The following is a 17,417-nucleotide window of genomic DNA, read 5'->3' on the forward strand; positions in this document are numbered from 1 at the left end:
GAGCGTAGCGACGAAGCAATCCATCTATCCCCGCGTCGAGGCATGGATTGCTTCGCTTCGCTCGCAATGACGGAGTGCATTGCGAGCACGCGGGATTTGTCACGTCTTCTCGACGGCCTTCTTGGCGAACGTCGCCTTCATGTTATCGAACAGCTCCACCTTCACGCCGTTCTTGCGCATGATGTAGCTCTGCTGGATCACCGAGAGCAGGTTGTTCCAGGCCCAGTAGATCACGAGACCCGCCGGGAAGCCCGCCAGCATGAAGGTGAAGATCAGCGGCATCCAGTCGAAGATCATCTTCTGGGTCGGATCCGGCGGCGTCGGATTGAGCTTCATCTGGATCCACATCGTGATGCCCATGATGATCGGCCAGACGCCGAGCATCAGATAGGCGCCGACATGCGGACCGAACACCGCGAGCGGATCGAACGGCAGTAATCCGAACAGGTTGAAGATCGTGGTCGGGTCGGGCGCCGAGAGGTCCTTGATCCAGCCATAGAACGGCGCGTGGCGCATTTCGATGGTGACGAACAGCACCTTATAGAGCGAGAAGAACACCGGGATCTGCAGCGCGATGGGAAGGCAGCCCGCGATCGGGTTGATCTTCTCCTTGCGGTAGATCTCCATCATCTCCTGCTGCTGCTTCTGCCGGTCGTCGGGATAGCGCTCCTTCAGCGCTTGCAGCTGCGGCTGCACCGACTTCATCTTCGCCATCGACTCGTAGGATTTGTTGGCGAGCGGGAAGAACAACAGCTTGATCAGCAAGGTCACCAGCAGAATGGAGACGCCGAAATTGCCAAACACGTGGAAGAAATAGTCGAGCACCAGGAACATCGGCTTGGTGATGAAGTAGAACCAGCCCCAGTCGATCAATAGGTCGAAATGGTTGAGCCCGAGCTGCTTGTTGTAGCCGCCGTGGCCGGCCAGCGGGAAGTTGATACCGACGACGCCGGCTTCCTTGGCCCCCGCAAACAGCCGTGCATTGGCGCTGCCGGTGCCACCGATCGCAATGGTCTGCGGATCCTGCAGGTAATCCGTCTGATAGCGAACCTTGGGACCCGGCTCTTCGGCGAGGAAGCGTGCCTTGAGGCGCGCCGACGTGTCGGGCAACAGCGCGGCCGCCCAATATTTGTCGGTGATGCCGAGCCAGCCGTTCGTCACGTTGAACTCGAAGCCCCGCCCGCCATTGCCCAGAACGGGCGCTTCCGCGACCGCCTTGTAGCCGTGTTCCTGCAGGCCCTTTTCGCCGAGATAGCCGATCAGGCCTTCATGCAGGATGTAGTAGCCCGAGACCTCAGGCGTGCCGTGGCGGGAGATAAGCGCGTACGGATAGAGCGTGACCGGCGCATTGCCGACGTTGGTGACGTCGTCCTTGATGGTGAAGAGATAGCGGTCGTCGATCGAAATGGTGCGGCGGAAGGTGAGGCCTTCGCCATTGTCCCATTTCAGCGTCACGGGCTTGTCCGGCGTCAGGCTGCCGGAGCCTTCCTGCTGCCATTCCGTCTCGCGGCCCGGAAGCCGCGCGGTCGAGCCCGAGGCCGCGACCCAGCCGAACTCGGCATAATAGGGATGCGCCGTGCCCGAAGGCGAGAACAGCACGATCGCGGGCGATTTCGGATCGACGGTGTCGCGGAACTTCTCCAGCGACAGGTCGTCGATGCGCCCGCCCTTCAATGCGATGCTGCCGGACAGCCGCGGCGTTTCGATCTTGATGCGCGGCGATGCGGCAATCGCGGCGCTGCGGCTGACGACAGGCTGGCTGGCGGGCGTGCTGACCGACGGCGTCGCGCCCGGCTGCGGCGTAGAGCCGGGGGTCGCCTGGGGCGACGACTTGGCGAGTTCGGCCTGGGTCTGGCTCTGCGCGCGCTGCCGCTCCATCTGCGGCGCGTTGTAAAAGTATTGCCACGCGATCAGCACGAGGCCGGACAGAATGACGGCGAGGATGGTGTTGCGATTATCGGTCATCGGTTTGGGTCTCGCCATTCAATTCGGATGTTTCGGCGCCTGCCGGTCAAGCCGGTTCAGCGCCGAACGGAGATCGTCGAGCATGGTTGCGAAGTCGCGGGTGAGCGCGGCCCGGCGGCCGACCAGCACATAATCATGGTGAGGTCGCATGGAAATGACGTCCAGCCGCTTCACCAGTTCGCGAAGCCTGCGCCGGATGCGATTGCGCTCGGTGGCGGTACCGTTCTTCTTGGTAACGGTGAAGCCGATCCGGATCGGGCCATCATCGGCGCGGGCCCGGCCCTGCACCACGAAGGCAGCGCTGTTGGCCCGCGTGCCATTGGCAACGGCGAGAAAGTCCGCCCGCTGCCTCAGCCGATCCATGAATGATATCTCCGGAAAGGATCCGGCTCAGGCGCTCAGACGCTTGCGGCCGCGCGCACGGCGAGCGGCGAGGACCTTGCGGCCGCCGGCGGTGGCGAGACGGGCGCGGAAGCCGTGACGGCGCTTGCGCACCAGTTTGCTGGGTTGATAAGTCCGCTTCACGGGTAGTTCTCCGCTGACCGGGCAATTTGCCTGTTGGATTGAGATCAAGTCCGATGATGCGGGCCGGCCCAAACGGGCCATTTACGGCCCCAAATGAGCCGCCCCCGGGGATGCCGGGCCATCGCGGACAGTTGGCGCGGCTTATAAGGGAGCGACCTGTTTTCGTCAATGTCAGGGGTTGCCGTAGCGCCCGTTCTTTGAAACGTCGCAATTGGGGCGAATATATCTGTTTTCGCGGGGTTTTTAGGGGCGAGACGGCGGCGTGCCCGGACGATGGGAACCGCGGGACATTAGCGATCGGTAATTTGACGGGCCGTTGGCTCAAACGCATCCTCGGAATCACGCGGTAACCGACCTATATGGGCCACAGGTTGGCCTGTCCGGCGGGCTCAAAGCAGAGATATCAAGGCGGATATTCGTGTCAGCGACCGACGACCAGCCGACTCTTCAAGCGCCGCGGCCCCAGGTCCCGCGTCGGCTCGGCTTGTCGGGCAAGCTTCTGCTGCTGACCATCCCCCTTGTGATGATCGCGGGCCTGATGATCTATGTGCCGGCGATCGCGAATTTCTGGACCAACAGGCTGAACGACCGGCTCGCCGCGGCCAATACCGCTGCCCTGGTGCTTGATGCGGCACCCCTGGGCATGGTTCCGGATTCGCTGGCGCGGCAGATCCTGACCAGCGTCGGCGCGCGGGCGGTCGCTATCAAGATGGGGCAGCAGCGCCGGCTGCTGGCCAGCGCCGACCCGCCGGCGACGATCGATCATGACGTCGACCTGAGAACTTTGACGGTGTGGTCGGCGATCGTCGAATCCCTTGAGACCATGCTGGAGCGTGGCAACCAGTCGATCCGCGTGGTGGGTCCGGCACCTGGCGGCGCGCAGTTCATCGAGGTCGTAATCGACGAAGCGCCGCTGCGGCAGGCGATGTACCGCTTCTCCCGCAATCTGATCCTGGTCTCGCTGCTGATTGCCACGCTGTCCGCGGGGCTGGTTTACCTCGCGCTGCATTATCTGTTCGTGCGGCCGATGCGGCGGCTGACCGCCAATCTCGTCGGCTTCCACGAAAACCCGGAAAGCGCAGCGCGCATCATCGTGCCGAGCCAGCGCGGCGACGAGATCGGCATTGCCGAGCGCGAATTGTCCGATATGCAGCGCGACCTCGTCTCGATGCTTTCGCAGAAGAGCCGGCTCGCCGCGCTGGGTCTCGCCGTGTCGAAGATCAACCACGATCTGCGCAATCTGCTGGCGTCCTCGCAATTGCTATCCGATCAATTGGCCAGCGTGCCGGATCCGCGGGTGCAGCGCTTTGCGCCAAAACTGATGCGCTCGCTGGAGCGCGCCATCGACTTCTGCCAGTCCACTCTATCTTATGGCCGCGCCCAGGAAGCCGAGCCCGACCGCCGCATGATCCAGGTCGAGCCCGTGGTCACCGAGGTGCGCGAATCCGCCGGCCTGGCCGCCGACGCCTCGATCACCTGGATCAGCGCGATCGAGCGCGGCCTCTCGATCGATGCCGATCCCGACCAGCTGTTCCGCGTGCTGCTCAACCTGGTGCGCAATGCCGCTCAGGCGCTGGAAAGCGCCAAAGGGGATGCCGCGACCCTGCAGATCCGCATCACCGGCCGCCGCGAAGGCTCGGTCGCCATCATCGAAGTGTCCGACACCGGCCCCGGCGTGCCGGCGAAGGCGCGTGAGCACCTGTTCGAGGCGTTCCAGACCTCCGGCCGCCCCGGCGGCAGCGGGCTCGGCCTTGCGATCGCCGCCGAGCTGGTCCGCGCCCATGGCGGCGACATCCATCTGGTCGAAGGCACCATCGGCGCCACCTTCCGCGTCTCGATCCCCGATCGCCCGGTGGAACTGCAGAGCGTCCGCAACGAGCGGGCGCGGGCGTAAGCATTTGGTTTTCCACGTCATTCCAAGGCGATGCGGTAGCCTCGAACCCGGAAGCCGGAGGTTTCGTCGCGAGATTCCCCCGCTGCGCGGGGCACATCTGAGGTTCGCGCCATCGCACGCCCAGGGATGACGGAAATACTGCCCCGAATTGGCCCTCCGATCGCATCCCCCCACCTTGCAAAGCGAGGCCGGAGCGGGTAGCTAAAGCGCTCTTTCGCGATCCTCCGACTTATCGGATGCATCGGGGCCTTTCAGGCTCAAATGCCACAGCGAAAAACGCGCCCGTAGCTCAGCTGGATAGAGCACCAGACTACGAATCTGGGGGTCAGGAGTTCGAATCTCTTCGGGCGCGCCAGCACTTAGCCACTACTTACCGTGCAAAAAATATTGGCCTTTTACGGGTTTTGCAAGGAAGTGAGCGCGCCGGCCATCCCCGAGAGCCCGATACTTTAGTGCCCTTCTAGCTTCTGCATTGTGAGGGTGCGGTCCCTAGACGCGAGCGCAACCTTGCCAAAGTCGGGTTCGAGCCCCTTCGCCCGCTCCAATTTTTCAAGCACTTAGCTTGCTATTGGACCATCCGAAAAACTGCGGCGGTAGCGGTGGTAGCTTGCGAGGCGCGCTATGCGACGGCCGTAAGCGGTTAGTCACCATCCTCGGATCGACGCCAGCGGCACGACAAATCGCGCGGCACGATTTAAGGCATTCTTCGTAGGTCAGGTTGCACTGTGGCGGACGTTCCCGTTCGACAGGTCCACCCTATGACGCACGCCGTCCTGAAGCTCCAAAAGATTAGCCCGCAAAGCTTGAGGTCGCTTGGCCTCAATGAAGCGTGGCTTCAACAGCAAATCTTGGACGATCCATCGCTTCTAGGGTTCGGCGACTTGCAGGTCATCAAGCGCGAGCGAATCCAAGCATCAGGTGGCCGCATCGACTTCCTCATGGCGGACTTCGAAAACGAAATTCGGTATGAAGTCGAAGTCATGCTTGGCCCGGTCGATGAGAGCCATATCATCCGCACGATTGAATATTGGGACGTAGAGCGACAGCGCTACCCGACACTCCAGCACTGCGCCGTCATCGTCGCCGAAGAAATTACAAGCCGCTTTTTCAATGTCATCAGGTTGCTGAATCGAGCAGTGCCCTTGGTGGCCATCCAGCTAAGCGCCTTCCAAATCAATAACGACGTGGTCCTGCAATTCATTCGCGTCCTAGATACCAATGAGTTTAATGCCAATGGCGAGGGAGAAGAGCCCGAGTCACCCGAGACGAACCGCGCCTACTGGGAAAGTCGAACGAAGCCGCAAATTCTGTCCGTGGTTGACGCGTGCTGCACGCTCGTCCCTTCGACGAATGGCACACCGAAGCTGAGCTACAATAAATCGCACATTGCTTTAGGGACGGGAGGCTATCTCTTTTGTTGGTTTTTTCCTCGGAAGGTCGCATCACATTGCGCGATCTGGGTCAAAGTCGGCGCCGCTGATCGCCAAGCGATAATCGACAAATTGGAAGAGGCCGGGTTAGAGGCGCTGAGCAAAGGTAAAGCTCGCATCCGCATGAACATTCGGATGGAAGACATCCAGAAGCATCGGCAGGCACTCGTCGACTTGTTCCAGAAGGCGGAAGAGTGGTCGCGCCGCTGAGCTATGCCAGACAACGTCTACAAATTTCGCAGAACCAAATGGGCCGACGCGAAACCGCTTGATATGACCGCTGGCTTTAAACCGAGGCCGCGTGGCTCGCGCTATTTTGCTGGCATGGTAGCCGTTTGCGCGCTGCTAAGCTTCGTGGCCGTTCAAGCGGCCTTGAAGCTGGCCCCCGAGCCGAACGAAATGGCTCGCACGGTGTCCGCAGCCCCGGTCCCCGTATCAACTTCGGTGCACGTTATTGACGGCGACACTATCAGCCTTGGCGACGGTCGACCGAACGTCCGCTTGGTAGGCTTCAATGCACCCGAGACAGGCAGCCGAGCGCGTTGCGAAGCAGAGCGCAAAAAGGGCGAAGCAGCCGGACAGCGCCTTCGCGAATTGGTGAGCAACGGTCGTCCCGAATTCCAGCAAGTTGCCTGTTCCTGTCCGCCGGGGACCGAAGGCACCAACGCCTGCAACTTTGGCCGCCGCTGTGGCACGCTACGAGTGAATGGCGTGGACGTGGGAGCAACGTTAATAGGCGAGGGACTGGCGGCTCGTTTTGTCTGTGGCGCGACTAGCTGTCCAACGCTGCCTCGCCCTTGGTGCTAAGGAAATGGGGACGGGCAGATCGCCTGCTACGAAGTTTCCAAGGACTTAAGGCGCCATCCGGCTGTCCACGCCGGCGCACGCATTAGAATCGGAAGCGATGCTGCCAACTTGACATTAGCTTCTATCGTTCATTGCTAACATTTACAGGGAAGCGCGCGATGGTTCTGCAAGCCAAAGAGCAAGAATTTCGATCTCTGTTCTCCGAGATGGTCAAAGGTTTTCTTAGAACCGATGAGGGCGAAGTTCGCCTTCGCTTCTACGACGAAGGGAGAATGCAAGGGCGGAAGAACTTCGAAGCTCTTAAGGGGGCGCAAGGGGACATCACCGACGGCGTTCTTCGCGGCCTTCTGCCTCACACAAATTCTGCTGCGCACCGTGCGACGGGTGCGTGGATTCACATTGCTCCTACTATCCAAGGCGACATCAGGGAATGGTACGAGGGGGCGGGTTGGACGTGCGCTGAGGATTGGCCCAAAGTCGCTCAGGCCATATTGCGGCTTGTGACTAGGTGTGCCGAAGACCCCCAGTCACTTGAAGTAGCATGTGCTGAGTTCGCAGCTGTTCCCTACACCAAGGGACTACAGACGGGCCAGCTGAGCCCGATCTTGAACGCAGTAAACCCGGATTACTTTCTGATTGTAAATAACAAGAGCCGCAAGGTCATAAACTACTTTACCGGAGGCAGCTTCAAGCAACCTCTCACAAACTATGCAGGGGCAAATGATACTGGCCGCGCGCTCGTAAGTAAGCTGTCGGCGCTAATGCGTGAAGAGAGCGATAAGGATACTCGACCAGCTGACCTCTTTGACATTTTCTGCGACTGGCTAGTGGCCGTGAAAAAGTACGAACCTGTGGTGGGTGTATCTATTGGAAAGAAGATAAGAACTCAGGGCCGCGAAGTTATCGTGACTGTGCCTTTTGGCGGCACAGAGCAACCAATATCTTCCGTCGGCGCGGATACAGTTGAACCTCGTCAGTCGTACCAGATCCAAGCAGCGCTTGCTCACGTCGGCGCTAAGATGGGATTCCGTATTTGGGTGCCTCGAAGCGATCGACAAACTATTCTTGCTTTAGTTCCTCCCGACAAGCGAGCCCACTTTCTCGAAGAGTTGCCGCTCAATTATGACGACCTGACACTAAAAACTATCGAGCAGATTGATGTGATTTGGTTGAAAAATCGCTCAATGGCTCGGGCATTCGAGGTTGAACATACTACGGCGATTTATTCCGGACTCTTGCGGATGGCAGACTTGCTGGCGTTACAACCCAACATGGACATTCGATTGCACATCGCGGCTCCTCCCGATAGGCGCGATAAAGTGAGGCAGGAAATTCTAAGGCCAACATTCTCCCTGCTCGAGCGGGGCCCCCTTTATCGGATGTGTTCTTTCCTCCCATACTCGGCAGTGGAGGAAATGAATTCGCTTCCACATCTGGAGCACATGAACGGGTCAATCGTTGACAAATACGAGGATACGTTCGCTGAGGAGGAAGATGTTTAGCAACCGCGTTTCCTACTCGTGCCTGCTGATTGTCGAGGTGTTCTAACCTGAGAATCAGGTGGTTGGGGGTAACGTGTTTCGCGCGGAGTTTGTTAAAGCGCAGTTCAGGCGCACGGTCGCGTCAATGACGACAGTGGTTCTGACCTACGGTTAGGAAAGCGCCCTGCGCAGCGAGCGGAGCATTGCCTCCGCATCGTCAATCTTCTTCAGCAGCTCGGCATTTCCTTTCATCTGTTGCAGAGTGGTCCACGGCACGGCTTTCACAGCCGCAACAACGGCGTCGATCTCGCCAGCCAACCCTTCATCTTTCTCTGCCGGCTTAGCCGTGCCAAGTCGCAGCGTCGCGGACTCAAGGTCGCCGCAATCCGCAAGAAAGTGTGCCTTGGCGATGGGATCCGGCAAGATCACGCGCAACTTGCGCAGATCCTTGGAGTTCGTGATGCGCTTCTGATTGACCTTCTTGACGACGGTCTCCACCACACTTGGCGTGAGAAGTTTCTTGCTGACGCCCATCAATTCCCTTGCCCACGTGATGGCCGCGCCTGGATCACGAAGGCTGGTGAATTTCTCCGATAGCTCGAACACGTCCACAAGCTTGTCGAGCTCGCGGACGGTTATTCCGAGGATGTTGGCTGCGCTTGCTCGACCCATCAAGTCCACAAGACGGTAGGCGACCATCTCCTTTTCCTTAGCGTCCCATTCCTTCCGCTGCCGGTGAATGTATATCCAGACCCGTAACCGGTCCTCCTCGCTCAGTGTGCGGTCCGTCACCTCAATCGGGACCTGCCGGTATTCTTCTTTGCCCTGCTCAACCAACACCTTCGAGTTGGACCATCTGCGGTCTCCGTCGATGATGCGGAACTTGCCTGGCAGCTGCGGGTGCGGCTCCACGAGCAGCGGCTCGAAAAGACCTCCGTTCGCCTCGATCTGACGCTGGAGCTCCTCGTCGATCTTGGGGCCAAGACGCGGTTGCTTGTCGTTAGGCACTATTTCATCGAGATCGGCCTTTGTTCGATAGGTCCGAAGCACCGTCCGGTCGAGCCGGCGTTCTTGAAGGTTGACAACCACACGGCTGCGGTGTTCGGCAGCGTTATTCATCATCGACTCCGCCAAAGTCGGCCATGCCGTAATCGGCCTCACCGAAATCGGCAGTACCGACGATGGCGTCGATCTCGTTTGTAAATTCGGAGCGGACACGCTGTACCGAGCGGATCAATTCGCCCTGTTTCTTCCAGGCCGCATCGTGGGCCTTCTTCTCTTTGACCTGCAAATCGAGGAGAGCGTCGGTGTGTGTGTCAATCCGCGCGAGTATGTCCGCGCAGCGCTCTGACGTGATGAAATCGTAGAGCGTCGCGGTCTTCTTAACGCGCTCGTCATTGCTGAGGCGCAAGGTGTGGGTTTGCACCAAATGGCGGCGGATCACCTGCACCAATGCGACAACCCGAGCCGGGCCAGCCAGGATTACACCATCCTGCACATGGAGCTGGCGCGCCCCCTTCGGAAATTTGCTGGTCGACAAGACGGCATGTTCGGCTTTCGCGGCCATCTGGTCCGAGGCCAGCTTGGTAGCGAACTCGGTGCGCCACTGCTGGTGGTTCTTGGAATCGTAGATGATCTTCCCGCACTCCTTACCGTTATGCAGGACGGTGTGGAGAACGTCGGCGCCGGGCTGCCCTTTGTTGATGCGCTCGATTCGATCGCCTTCGAACTCTGCCTTGAGGGCTTCGAAGAGATCGATCTCGGCACCTTCGCCGAGCTCTTCGGCGGTTTTCTGTTCGTATGCGCGCTTGAGCTCTTCGAACTTGGTCTGGATCTTGAGGCGCTCTTCGAAGGCAGCCGCCTTCTCGGCGTTGACGGCATCGTCGACGGCCTTCTGCCAGACATCGCGCTCCTGTTGCAGCTGATCCCGGTGCGCCTGTTGGAGCTGTTCAACCTGGCGCGCGGCGGTCGCGGCACCCGCCTCGGCCTTCGTCTTCGCTCTCTCCAGGTTTTCGATCTGCTCTTGAACGGCAGCGGCGGCGGCAAGCTCGAGCTCTTGCCGGATAGCGGCCTCGCGTTCGGCTGCCGCCTTTTTTAGATCTGCAAGAGCGGTCGTGTGGTCGTCGCGCTGCTTCGCCAGCGCGGTCTCGAGGGCAGCAGCAGTGGACTCAGCCTTCATCTTGGCGGCGTCTGCGGCCTCAATACGCTGGTTCAACGCGCCTTGCATTTCTTTCATTCGGCGCTCGCTCTCTTCCAGCTTTCCCTGCGCCGCTATATCCGCGGCCTGCTTGGCTTCGGCGCGGATTGCGCGTTCGCGGTCGGCAGCCTCCTCCTTCATCCGCTCGATGACGGCGGTGGCCCCAGCCGTTGCTTCTTGGGCGGCAACGAGTTCGGCGCGGATCTGGGCTTGGGCGGCGCGGTTCGCCTGCTCGACCGCGGCGATGCGGTCTGCGGCTTCGATCTCGGCTGCGAGGCGCCCGGCTTGCTGAGCTTCCGCAACCTTCACTTCCGACGCTTTGCGTTCCTGCTCGATCGCGGCTTCCTTCTCGCGTGCATGCTGCTCTTGCAAGCGCGCGGTGATTTCGTCCGCGCGCTCGCGCTCTCGCGACTGGATCCTTGCCTTGATCTCGTCGAAGCGATCATGGGGAATCGGCTGGTCGCAGGTCGGACAGGCTTCCGCCAATAGCGCCAGCTTGCTGGCAGGGGTCAGCGTTTTAGCTTCAAAAAGGGAGGCTTGAGAGGGCATGACATAGCTCCTAAAATAGGTCCTAATTTCTCCTATTGAATCCTGCTTTGTCAACAGTGGGTGCCTCGATGGCGATGGTCGGTACAAAATTACCAACGTTATCAGCACCATACGTCCACATGGCAGCGCAATGCCTGCTCGGCTTGTTGGTCAAGGCCGACGAATTTATTTCTCGGTACGAGCCGAGGAGCGGTTGAGTCCTAATTGACCATTTACTTTCTGCGCCCTATGTTCGCGTCAACAATACCTGGCCCGCCTCTCAACGATGCGCATATGGCTGGGTTTTTTATTGCCTAGGGCCCGTCGCTCGTTGCGTATTCCCTTTCGAAAGCCAGCAATGGGACTGCACGAACTGGCCACGCGCATGGCCGAACGCGGGCTTACCTTCGACGATTGGGCTGGCGCACACGAGCACCTTGAGCATATCGGCTACTATCGTCTGACCGGCTATCTGCATCAATTCAAGACGGGCGACGAGAGCTTCCTTCCCGGCACCACTTTCGAATCGGTTCACGACCGCTACATCTTCGACCGCAAGCTGCGCCCCCTGATCATCGAGGCCGTGGAGAAGATCGAAATCGCGGCGCGAGTGTCGATCTCCGATTCGCTCGCGCTCAAACACGGCCCGCACTGGTACCTCAATCGAGGGCTATTCGGGACACCTAGCTGGTTCTACAGCAAAGACCGAGCGAGATTCGATTTGGCCGATTGGCACGCTCGATTCGTGGACGACTTACGAAGGCAAATCGAACAGAGCCACCAAAGCTTCATCAAGCATTATTACAAGACATATGCCGACCCTGACATGCCGCCATGCTGGATGGTGTTCGAGATCATATCGTTCGGATCCGTCTCGAGCTGTCTCAAGTTCTTGAAAAGTCCCGAAGTAAAGGAAACGTGCAGGAAGTTTGCGCTGAATCATCAAGTTCTTAGTTCATGGCTGCATTCGATGTCTTATGTGCGTAATCTTTGCGCGCATCATTCTCGATTGTGGAATCATCAGATGACGATCAAGCCGATCGTGCCCGCAGACCGCCGCGCACAATTTAACGGAAGCCAGAACGAACGCATCTACGCTTCCCTGCTTACGATGCAAATTCTTCTGCAGAGAATCTGGACGAACAACAACTGGGCAGAACAATTGCGCGAGCTCGTCGATTCCAGCCCACAGCTGCCGGTATCCGAAATGGGTTTTCCGGAGGATTGGAGGGCGCGTAAGGAATGGGGTTTCGCGCCATGATTCGACTTACGGACGCCTGGCCCTGAGTCTTGCGCGCTGACGAAAGCCTCTTCGAGTCTTGACTCCTTCTTTCGCGTGCTTTCTTAAAGGGCCATCAGCGGCCCAACACTCCGCCGCCAACCGCGGTCGTCGCGGCCCGCAATCCAGGTGGCACAAGCCTGCTGGGCCGTCAGCGACGGCACATTCGTCGATCTCGCCGATGTGGCGTTGACGAATGTGGTCGCGCTACCGGCCGCCGGCATATGCTGGCCAGACCCGGCATCCTTCCATTCGTACGGACTGAGCGCGCCCGTCTGGTTGACACAAGACCAGCATCGCGATGCGCTATCGATCGTCCAAGCCGGTCATTCATCCTGCAGTGCACCAACTCGGATACAAGGGTACCGCGGCCCACGCTACAGCGGGCGGCTTCGCGAAGATTCCTTGATACTTCGTCGGGAAGATTGGTTCGGTGTGGACAAGAGCGGCCCGCAACACTTAACTTGCGTGAGGCATTCAATCAGAGGTTTATGCGTGCGTTACATTATTGCAATCTCGGGACCGGTTGCGGTCGGAAAGTCGGCCTTGGCCGACGAGTTGCTTCGTAGATTCAATTCCCATCGGATTTCCACGCGAACGTTGTTGTTGGACGAAGGTTGCCCGAACGAACGCGATTCGCTGATCGAGGCAGGCAAGCGCTTGGACGTGGACACCGACGGTCGATGGGTCCGCGACGGCATTGCTCGTTACGTCGCCGAGCACGAAGGCAAGGACGTGATCCTGGTCGATGCGGTCAGGACCGCCCGGCAGGTCGCGCACCTCCGCGAGACATACGGGGATCGGCTCGTCCACGTGCATGTCACGGCACCGTTCGAGGTGGTCAAGAAGCGCTACGAAGACCGCGGTTCTGTCGCCGACACCGGCACGACGTACGACCAGGTCAGAGGAGACCCGACCGAAGCCGGCGTTTGGTCGCTGGACGGCACGGCGGACAGGGTGGTCGAAAATCACAATCGCGACCCTGCATCTCTGCTCGCTCTGGCAGCGGCGGGACTCGAGCTCTTCCCGGGTGACGCTGTTCCGCTTGTCGACGTGATCGTGAGCGGCCAGTACGGTAGCGAAGGCAAGGGGCATATCTGCGCTCATATCGCCTCGGAATATGGCATCCTGGTGCGGGTCGGCGGCCCCAATGCCGGCCACCAGGTCGCGAATCCCAGGTACAACTACAGACAGTTGCCGTCCGGCACCCAGTGTAATCCGGATGCGAAGATACTGATCGCAGCCGGATCGACGATTTCGCCCACGCGCATTCTCCGCGAGATCGCCGAATGTGACGCTGCGCGTCGCATCGTCATCGACGAGCAGGCCATGGTGATCGAAGAGGCCGACGTCGCGTTCGAAAGCCGCGAGGGCGGTCTCGGGACGATCGGGTCGACGAAACAGGGCGCCGGCTCTGCGCTGGCGCGCAAGATATTGAATCGAAGTAAGGAGCCGATGCTAGGCGGCCCGGTTCGGTTGGCAAAGGATCATCCCGACCTGTTGCCGTTCGTCGGCTCGGTCGGGCGGGAACTCGAGAAGGCTTATTCCTCGGGAACGCGTGTGATGCTTGAAGGCACCCAAGGCACCGGGCTGAGCATCCATCATGGCCACTATCCGCACGTCACGGCGCGCGAGACCACGACGGCCGGTTGTCTGGCCGATGCCGGCATAGCTCCGTCGCGCGTGCGTCGCGTCGTCATGGTCATGAGGCGATATCCGATCCGGGTCGGCGGCGAGTCCGGCCCGATGGGAATCGAGATCGATTTCGAAACCGTTTCCAAGCGGTCGGGCGTGCCCTTGGACGATATCCTGAAGACCGAAGTCGGTTCCGTCTCGGGAAATCAGCGGCGGATCGCTGAGTTCGATTGGGAGCAGCTTCGTCGTTCGTCGGTCCTCAACGGAGCGACCGACATCGCATTGTCGTTCTCGGACTACATCAGCGTTGATAACCGCAAGGCCCAGACCTTCGATCAGCTCACGGCCGAAACGCACCGATTCATCGCTTCCGTCGAGGCGGTTGCGAACGCGCCCGTATCGCTGATATCGACCCGGTTCGCCAAGTTTGGCGTCATCGATCGAAGGGATTGGCGGTGACGGAAGAAGATCTGCTGAAGAACTATCCGCGTCTCTACCACATGGCGGAAGACGCCAGTTGGGAATCGGTCGCGCGCCACGGTTTGTTGTCGACCACTGCGCTGCTCGACCTCTACGAACTCGGGGGCGAGGAACGGCGTAAGCTGGAATCCGAACGCCGACCGGAATCGGTCAAAATATCGCGGGACGGGCTGCCGGTGGCCGTGGTCCGCGACCAGAAGCCGATGACCCGCTCCGCTCTGGAGAAGTGCTTGACGGACGGCACGACGCCGGAAGAGTGGTTCGAAACGTTGAACGCGCGGGTGTTCTTCTGGCTCTCCAAGGACCGGCTTCAAGGACTTCTCGGTGCACGGGCCTATCGCGACAAACCGCAGACCGTCATCACGCTGGATACCGAGAGCCTGGTTGCCGCGCATCGCGACGTCATCACGCTCAGTCCGATCAACAGCGGCGCCACGATCTACAATCCGGTTCCGAGGGGCCGCAGCACGTTCATGCCCATCGCCGACTTTCCCTTCGACGAGCGGCGCAAAAAGTTGAAGAAGCCGATCAAGGACGCGGTAGTCGAGTTGACCGTGATGGGTGGCGTGCCCGAAATCGAAGCTCACGCTCTGGCGGCGCATCGCGTCTTCAAAGGCGAGAAGAAAGTGCTGTGGCGGCGCAAAGGTAGCGATCCGGCCGAGGGACCGTAGACGGCGGCCTACGCCGCCGAGCTCTCGGTCAGACGAGCAGGGCGCCGATGCTTGCGCAGCAGGTCGGCCACATGTGACGTCAAGCCGACCTCGCCGCGGATGCGGACGCCGACGCCCGACGGCAGACGGTGGAGCAGGCTGCGCAGTTCTTCTAGGCCGTTCGACACGTCGAACGTCTCCCAGCGGTCGGCTTCGCCCGGAACGAGCGTGGACGCTGCGCTGTCCGTGGCACCCTTGTGGAGTTGGACGATCCAGACGCGCTTGCCGTCGTGGACCCATTCGAACCGCACCGGCCCGAGCCGCTCCTTCGTCCGGTGATAGATCGCCTCGACGTCGTTTACGACGTTTCGCGGCAGGCGCTCCGGCACCTTCTGGCCGAGCATGAAGCGATCGCCTTCGCCGGCCGCACCTTCGACCACGACCTCACCCCGCGCATCCGTGATGGCCGCGCCGGCGAAGGAAGCAGGAACTGCAGCCTGAGAGAGAATCGCCGAGATCGCTTCGCCGCTCGGATCCTCCGCATTGAGCAGGCGGAACGGATCGAGCCAGCCCTTGACGGTGGTGAATCTGCCGGGCTCCTGTTCGCGCGGACACGTGCGCGTCCACACTTCCTTCGACGAGGTCGCTTCGCCGAACGTGAACGGCGCGATGCGCCGCGAAATGCAGGTCGTGCGGGGGAGGGGCAGGCCCATGACGTGGGCGATCAACAGACCGAACGTCTTGTCGCCGATCAATCGGCTGAAGCGGTTCGGCCATTTGACGGCCGCCATTGCGGGCGCGCTGTCCGACCCTTCGTATTCCCACATCAAGGTGTGGGTTCGCCGCCAGCCACGCGGCTTGGGATGAATGCTGAATTCGAGCCGCCCGCGACCGGCGTCGACTGTTTCGACTGGGATGCCGTACACCGTCTCGATCAGGGCGAGAGCCCAGTCCAGCGGGAGGGACGCCGTGCCGCCCTTTTCGACGCAGCGTGGCGTGTCGTCCGGGGCGAACTCGGCCACGCCGCCCTGGATGACGCCGGACACGCCGCCGTCGGAGACGTCGACCGTCTCGTTCGCGATGACGAAGAGACCCTCGGCCGACATGCGTTGGACCAGCGCTTCGACCTGCGTGAGATCGGAGAGGCCGTAATGGAATTCGCGGCTTCTCGGACTGTCCGGCGTGAAGCTGCGAAGATTTATCATCCCTTCGGGACTTTGCTCGATCAGGCTGCGGAGCGCGTCCGCCAACGTCTGGAACTTGTGGTTCGCGTCGAACCCGGCGACGCGGCAGAATTCCTGACGCGGTCGATTCGCATCGGGGGAGAAGCTCACGAACTGCGCGACGTTCCCGACACGGGCGAGTTCGTCTAACGAAACGTCCTTACGCAATGACATCGACCCGGCCCCTGTTACGCGTCCCGCTTCAGCATAAAGGCGCAAACGGCCGCGCGCTCCAGCCGTTCCGGAGAAATATCACCGCCTTTCACCGGACCTGGGATTGTCCCTTGACAATCCTCTCTCGCCGCAGGATCTCGAACCGATCGAGCCACATCCGCTTGGCGGTTTCTGGTTGAAGGTGCCGGACCACGATCGGGGCCGGCTGTATGGTCAACCCCGCGAGCCAGCCGTCCGTCCCCGGCGGCATGATCTGCCTTTGCTCGGCCGCGAGCACCCGCAGGTCGGCTTCCTTGATCTGAGTAGGAAGAGGGGACGCGATGCCGAACCGCTTCAGGACGGCATCCTGGACGGCGACCTCGATCCGCTTGAAGTCGGGAAGCATCTGCTTGAGCGGGCGCGTGATGTCGCCGATGAAGGCCTCGGCCGCGTCGTGCAGGAGCGCTTCGAATTCGAATCCTTCGGCGACGTCGCTCACCAGCAGGCTGTGTTCGGCCACCGAGTAGAACCGGCTGCATTGGCCGGAATACCGGCAGATGTGCGCGAGTCCGTGGGCGATGTCCTCGGCCGTGAAGTCGCTGGTGTGCGGCGAGGCGAAATCGAACCATGCGCCGCTATGGAGCATGATCGAGGGCCCCACTTCGACCTTAACTGCGACCATCGCGCTCTTCTTCCAGGACATCGGACCCCGTCAATATAATTCGGCGCGCAACGCAGCGCCACCATCCGCAGCCTACAGCATTGCTTGTTGCATATAAAACAAAAATGTCGCAAATGGAGGCGTTCTCCCCTCCTCTCACAATGCGGTCTATGCCCCGAGGAAAGGTCGATCACGCCGCCGTCGAGCGGCTGCAGGAGTTCGCCGGCGAGCATCCTCAATGGAGCAGGCGGGAACTTGCGCGTCGGCTGGACCTGAACCACTCGCTGGTCACCAGGGCTCTGGCCGGACACCCCGTGACGGATGCGAGCGCGAAGCTGATCGGCCAGGGTTTGGATCGTCTGAGGAGCGGCGACAGGCCGCCGATTGATGTTGCATTTGCAACAGAATTGTTGCATTTGCTTCAGCAGGCGCTGTCCTCCCTAGATCGTTCGCGGAAGACGAAAGGCCGACGCCGCAGATCCTGACGGTAGAAGCCGTGGAAGGCGATC

The 17,417-nt window shown here is 60.5% G+C and carries 14 protein-coding genes and 1 tRNA gene; 8 read left to right on the forward strand and 7 right to left on the reverse strand.

Annotated elements, in window-relative coordinates:
- Positions 1 to 99: 99 nt before the first annotated feature.
- The 3 genes from yidC to rpmH are packed head-to-tail and all read right to left on the reverse strand — an operon-like array spanning position 100 to position 2,490.
- Entirely contained in the window at positions 100 to 1,965 is a 1,866-nt protein-coding gene (gene yidC, locus ACH79_RS13765) for a membrane protein insertase YidC (protein ID WP_161851508.1), read from the reverse strand.
- 18 nt (positions 1,966 to 1,983) lie between these two features.
- Positions 1,984 to 2,328, reverse strand: a complete 345-nt coding sequence (gene rnpA, locus ACH79_RS13770) for a ribonuclease P protein component (RefSeq protein WP_057839705.1) — start codon at positions 2,326 to 2,328, stop codon at positions 1,984 to 1,986.
- A gap of 27 nt (positions 2,329 to 2,355) precedes the next feature.
- The gene (gene rpmH / locus ACH79_RS13775; RefSeq protein ID WP_008542748.1) at positions 2,356 to 2,490 is read right to left on the reverse strand and encodes a 50S ribosomal protein L34; all 135 of its coding nucleotides are present in this window, start codon (positions 2,488 to 2,490) and stop codon (positions 2,356 to 2,358) included.
- 418 nt (positions 2,491 to 2,908) lie between these two features.
- On the opposite strand from rpmH, the gene ACH79_RS13780 reads away from it, so the two are divergent.
- The 4 genes from ACH79_RS13780 to ACH79_RS13795 all read left to right on the forward strand — a co-directional run bounded on the left by ACH79_RS13780 (position 2,909) and on the right by ACH79_RS13795 (position 8,123).
- Positions 2,909 to 4,384, forward strand: a complete 1,476-nt coding sequence (locus tag ACH79_RS13780; RefSeq protein ID WP_202639238.1) for an ATP-binding protein — start codon at positions 2,909 to 2,911, stop codon at positions 4,382 to 4,384.
- Positions 4,385 to 4,662: 278 nt separating this feature from the next.
- Positions 4,663 to 4,739: transfer RNA gene (locus ACH79_RS13785), tRNA-Arg, on the forward strand.
- Positions 4,740 to 5,142: 403 nt separating this feature from the next.
- Positions 5,143 to 6,024, forward strand: coding sequence for a hypothetical protein (locus ACH79_RS13790; RefSeq protein WP_161851509.1), 882 nt, complete (start codon positions 5,143 to 5,145; stop codon positions 6,022 to 6,024).
- Positions 6,025 to 6,779: 755 nt separating this feature from the next.
- Entirely contained in the window at positions 6,780 to 8,123 is a 1,344-nt protein-coding gene (locus ACH79_RS13795) for a hypothetical protein (RefSeq protein WP_161851510.1), read from the forward strand.
- A gap of 150 nt (positions 8,124 to 8,273) precedes the next feature.
- Here the strand turns inward: ACH79_RS13795 and ACH79_RS13800 are convergent, their stop codons facing one another.
- Both ACH79_RS13800 and ACH79_RS13805 read right to left on the reverse strand, forming a co-directional pair.
- Positions 8,274 to 9,221 carry a ParB N-terminal domain-containing protein gene (locus tag ACH79_RS13800; protein ID WP_161851511.1) on the reverse strand — a complete coding sequence of 316 codons (948 nt, stop codon included), beginning with the start codon at positions 9,219 to 9,221 and terminating at the stop codon, positions 8,274 to 8,276.
- On the reverse strand, positions 9,214 to 10,902 hold the full coding sequence (locus tag ACH79_RS13805) for a hypothetical protein (RefSeq protein WP_161851512.1): 1,689 nt from the start codon (positions 10,900 to 10,902) through the stop codon (positions 9,214 to 9,216). The genes ACH79_RS13800 and ACH79_RS13805 overlap by 8 nt, the downstream gene beginning before the upstream one ends.
- A 283-nt stretch (positions 10,903 to 11,185) precedes the next feature.
- On the opposite strand from ACH79_RS13805, the gene ACH79_RS13810 reads away from it, so the two are divergent.
- The 3 genes from ACH79_RS13810 (at position 11,186) to ACH79_RS13820 (ending at position 14,892) form a co-directional block, all read left to right on the forward strand.
- The gene (locus ACH79_RS13810; protein ID WP_161851513.1) at positions 11,186 to 12,088 is read left to right on the forward strand and encodes an Abi family protein; all 903 of its coding nucleotides are present in this window, start codon (positions 11,186 to 11,188) and stop codon (positions 12,086 to 12,088) included.
- Between the two features lie 513 nt (positions 12,089 to 12,601).
- A complete protein-coding gene (locus ACH79_RS13815) occupies positions 12,602 to 14,200 on the forward strand; it encodes an adenylosuccinate synthetase (RefSeq protein WP_161851514.1) in 1,599 nt (532 codons plus the stop codon).
- On the forward strand, positions 14,197 to 14,892 hold the full coding sequence (locus tag ACH79_RS13820) for a hypothetical protein (RefSeq protein WP_246738525.1): 696 nt from the start codon (positions 14,197 to 14,199) through the stop codon (positions 14,890 to 14,892). The genes ACH79_RS13815 and ACH79_RS13820 overlap by 4 nt, the downstream gene beginning before the upstream one ends.
- An 8-nt stretch (positions 14,893 to 14,900) precedes the next feature.
- Here the strand turns inward: ACH79_RS13820 and ACH79_RS13825 are convergent, their stop codons facing one another.
- Positions 14,901 to 16,268, reverse strand: a complete 1,368-nt coding sequence (locus ACH79_RS13825; RefSeq protein ID WP_161851515.1) for a hypothetical protein — start codon at positions 16,266 to 16,268, stop codon at positions 14,901 to 14,903.
- 88 nt (positions 16,269 to 16,356) lie between these two features.
- On the reverse strand, positions 16,357 to 16,950 hold the full coding sequence (locus tag ACH79_RS13830) for a hypothetical protein (RefSeq protein WP_161851516.1): 594 nt from the start codon (positions 16,948 to 16,950) through the stop codon (positions 16,357 to 16,359).
- Between the two features lie 128 nt (positions 16,951 to 17,078).
- Here ACH79_RS13830 and ACH79_RS13835 point away from each other — a divergent pair, with 128 nt between their 5' ends.
- A complete protein-coding gene (locus tag ACH79_RS13835) occupies positions 17,079 to 17,393 on the forward strand; it encodes a hypothetical protein (RefSeq protein ID WP_161851517.1) in 315 nt (104 codons plus the stop codon).
- Positions 17,394 to 17,417: the final 24 nt, after the last annotated feature.

Origin of the sequence: Bradyrhizobium sp. CCBAU 051011 (assembly GCF_009930815.1) — a bacterium.
Lineage (GTDB): Bacteria > Pseudomonadota > Alphaproteobacteria > Rhizobiales > Xanthobacteraceae > Bradyrhizobium.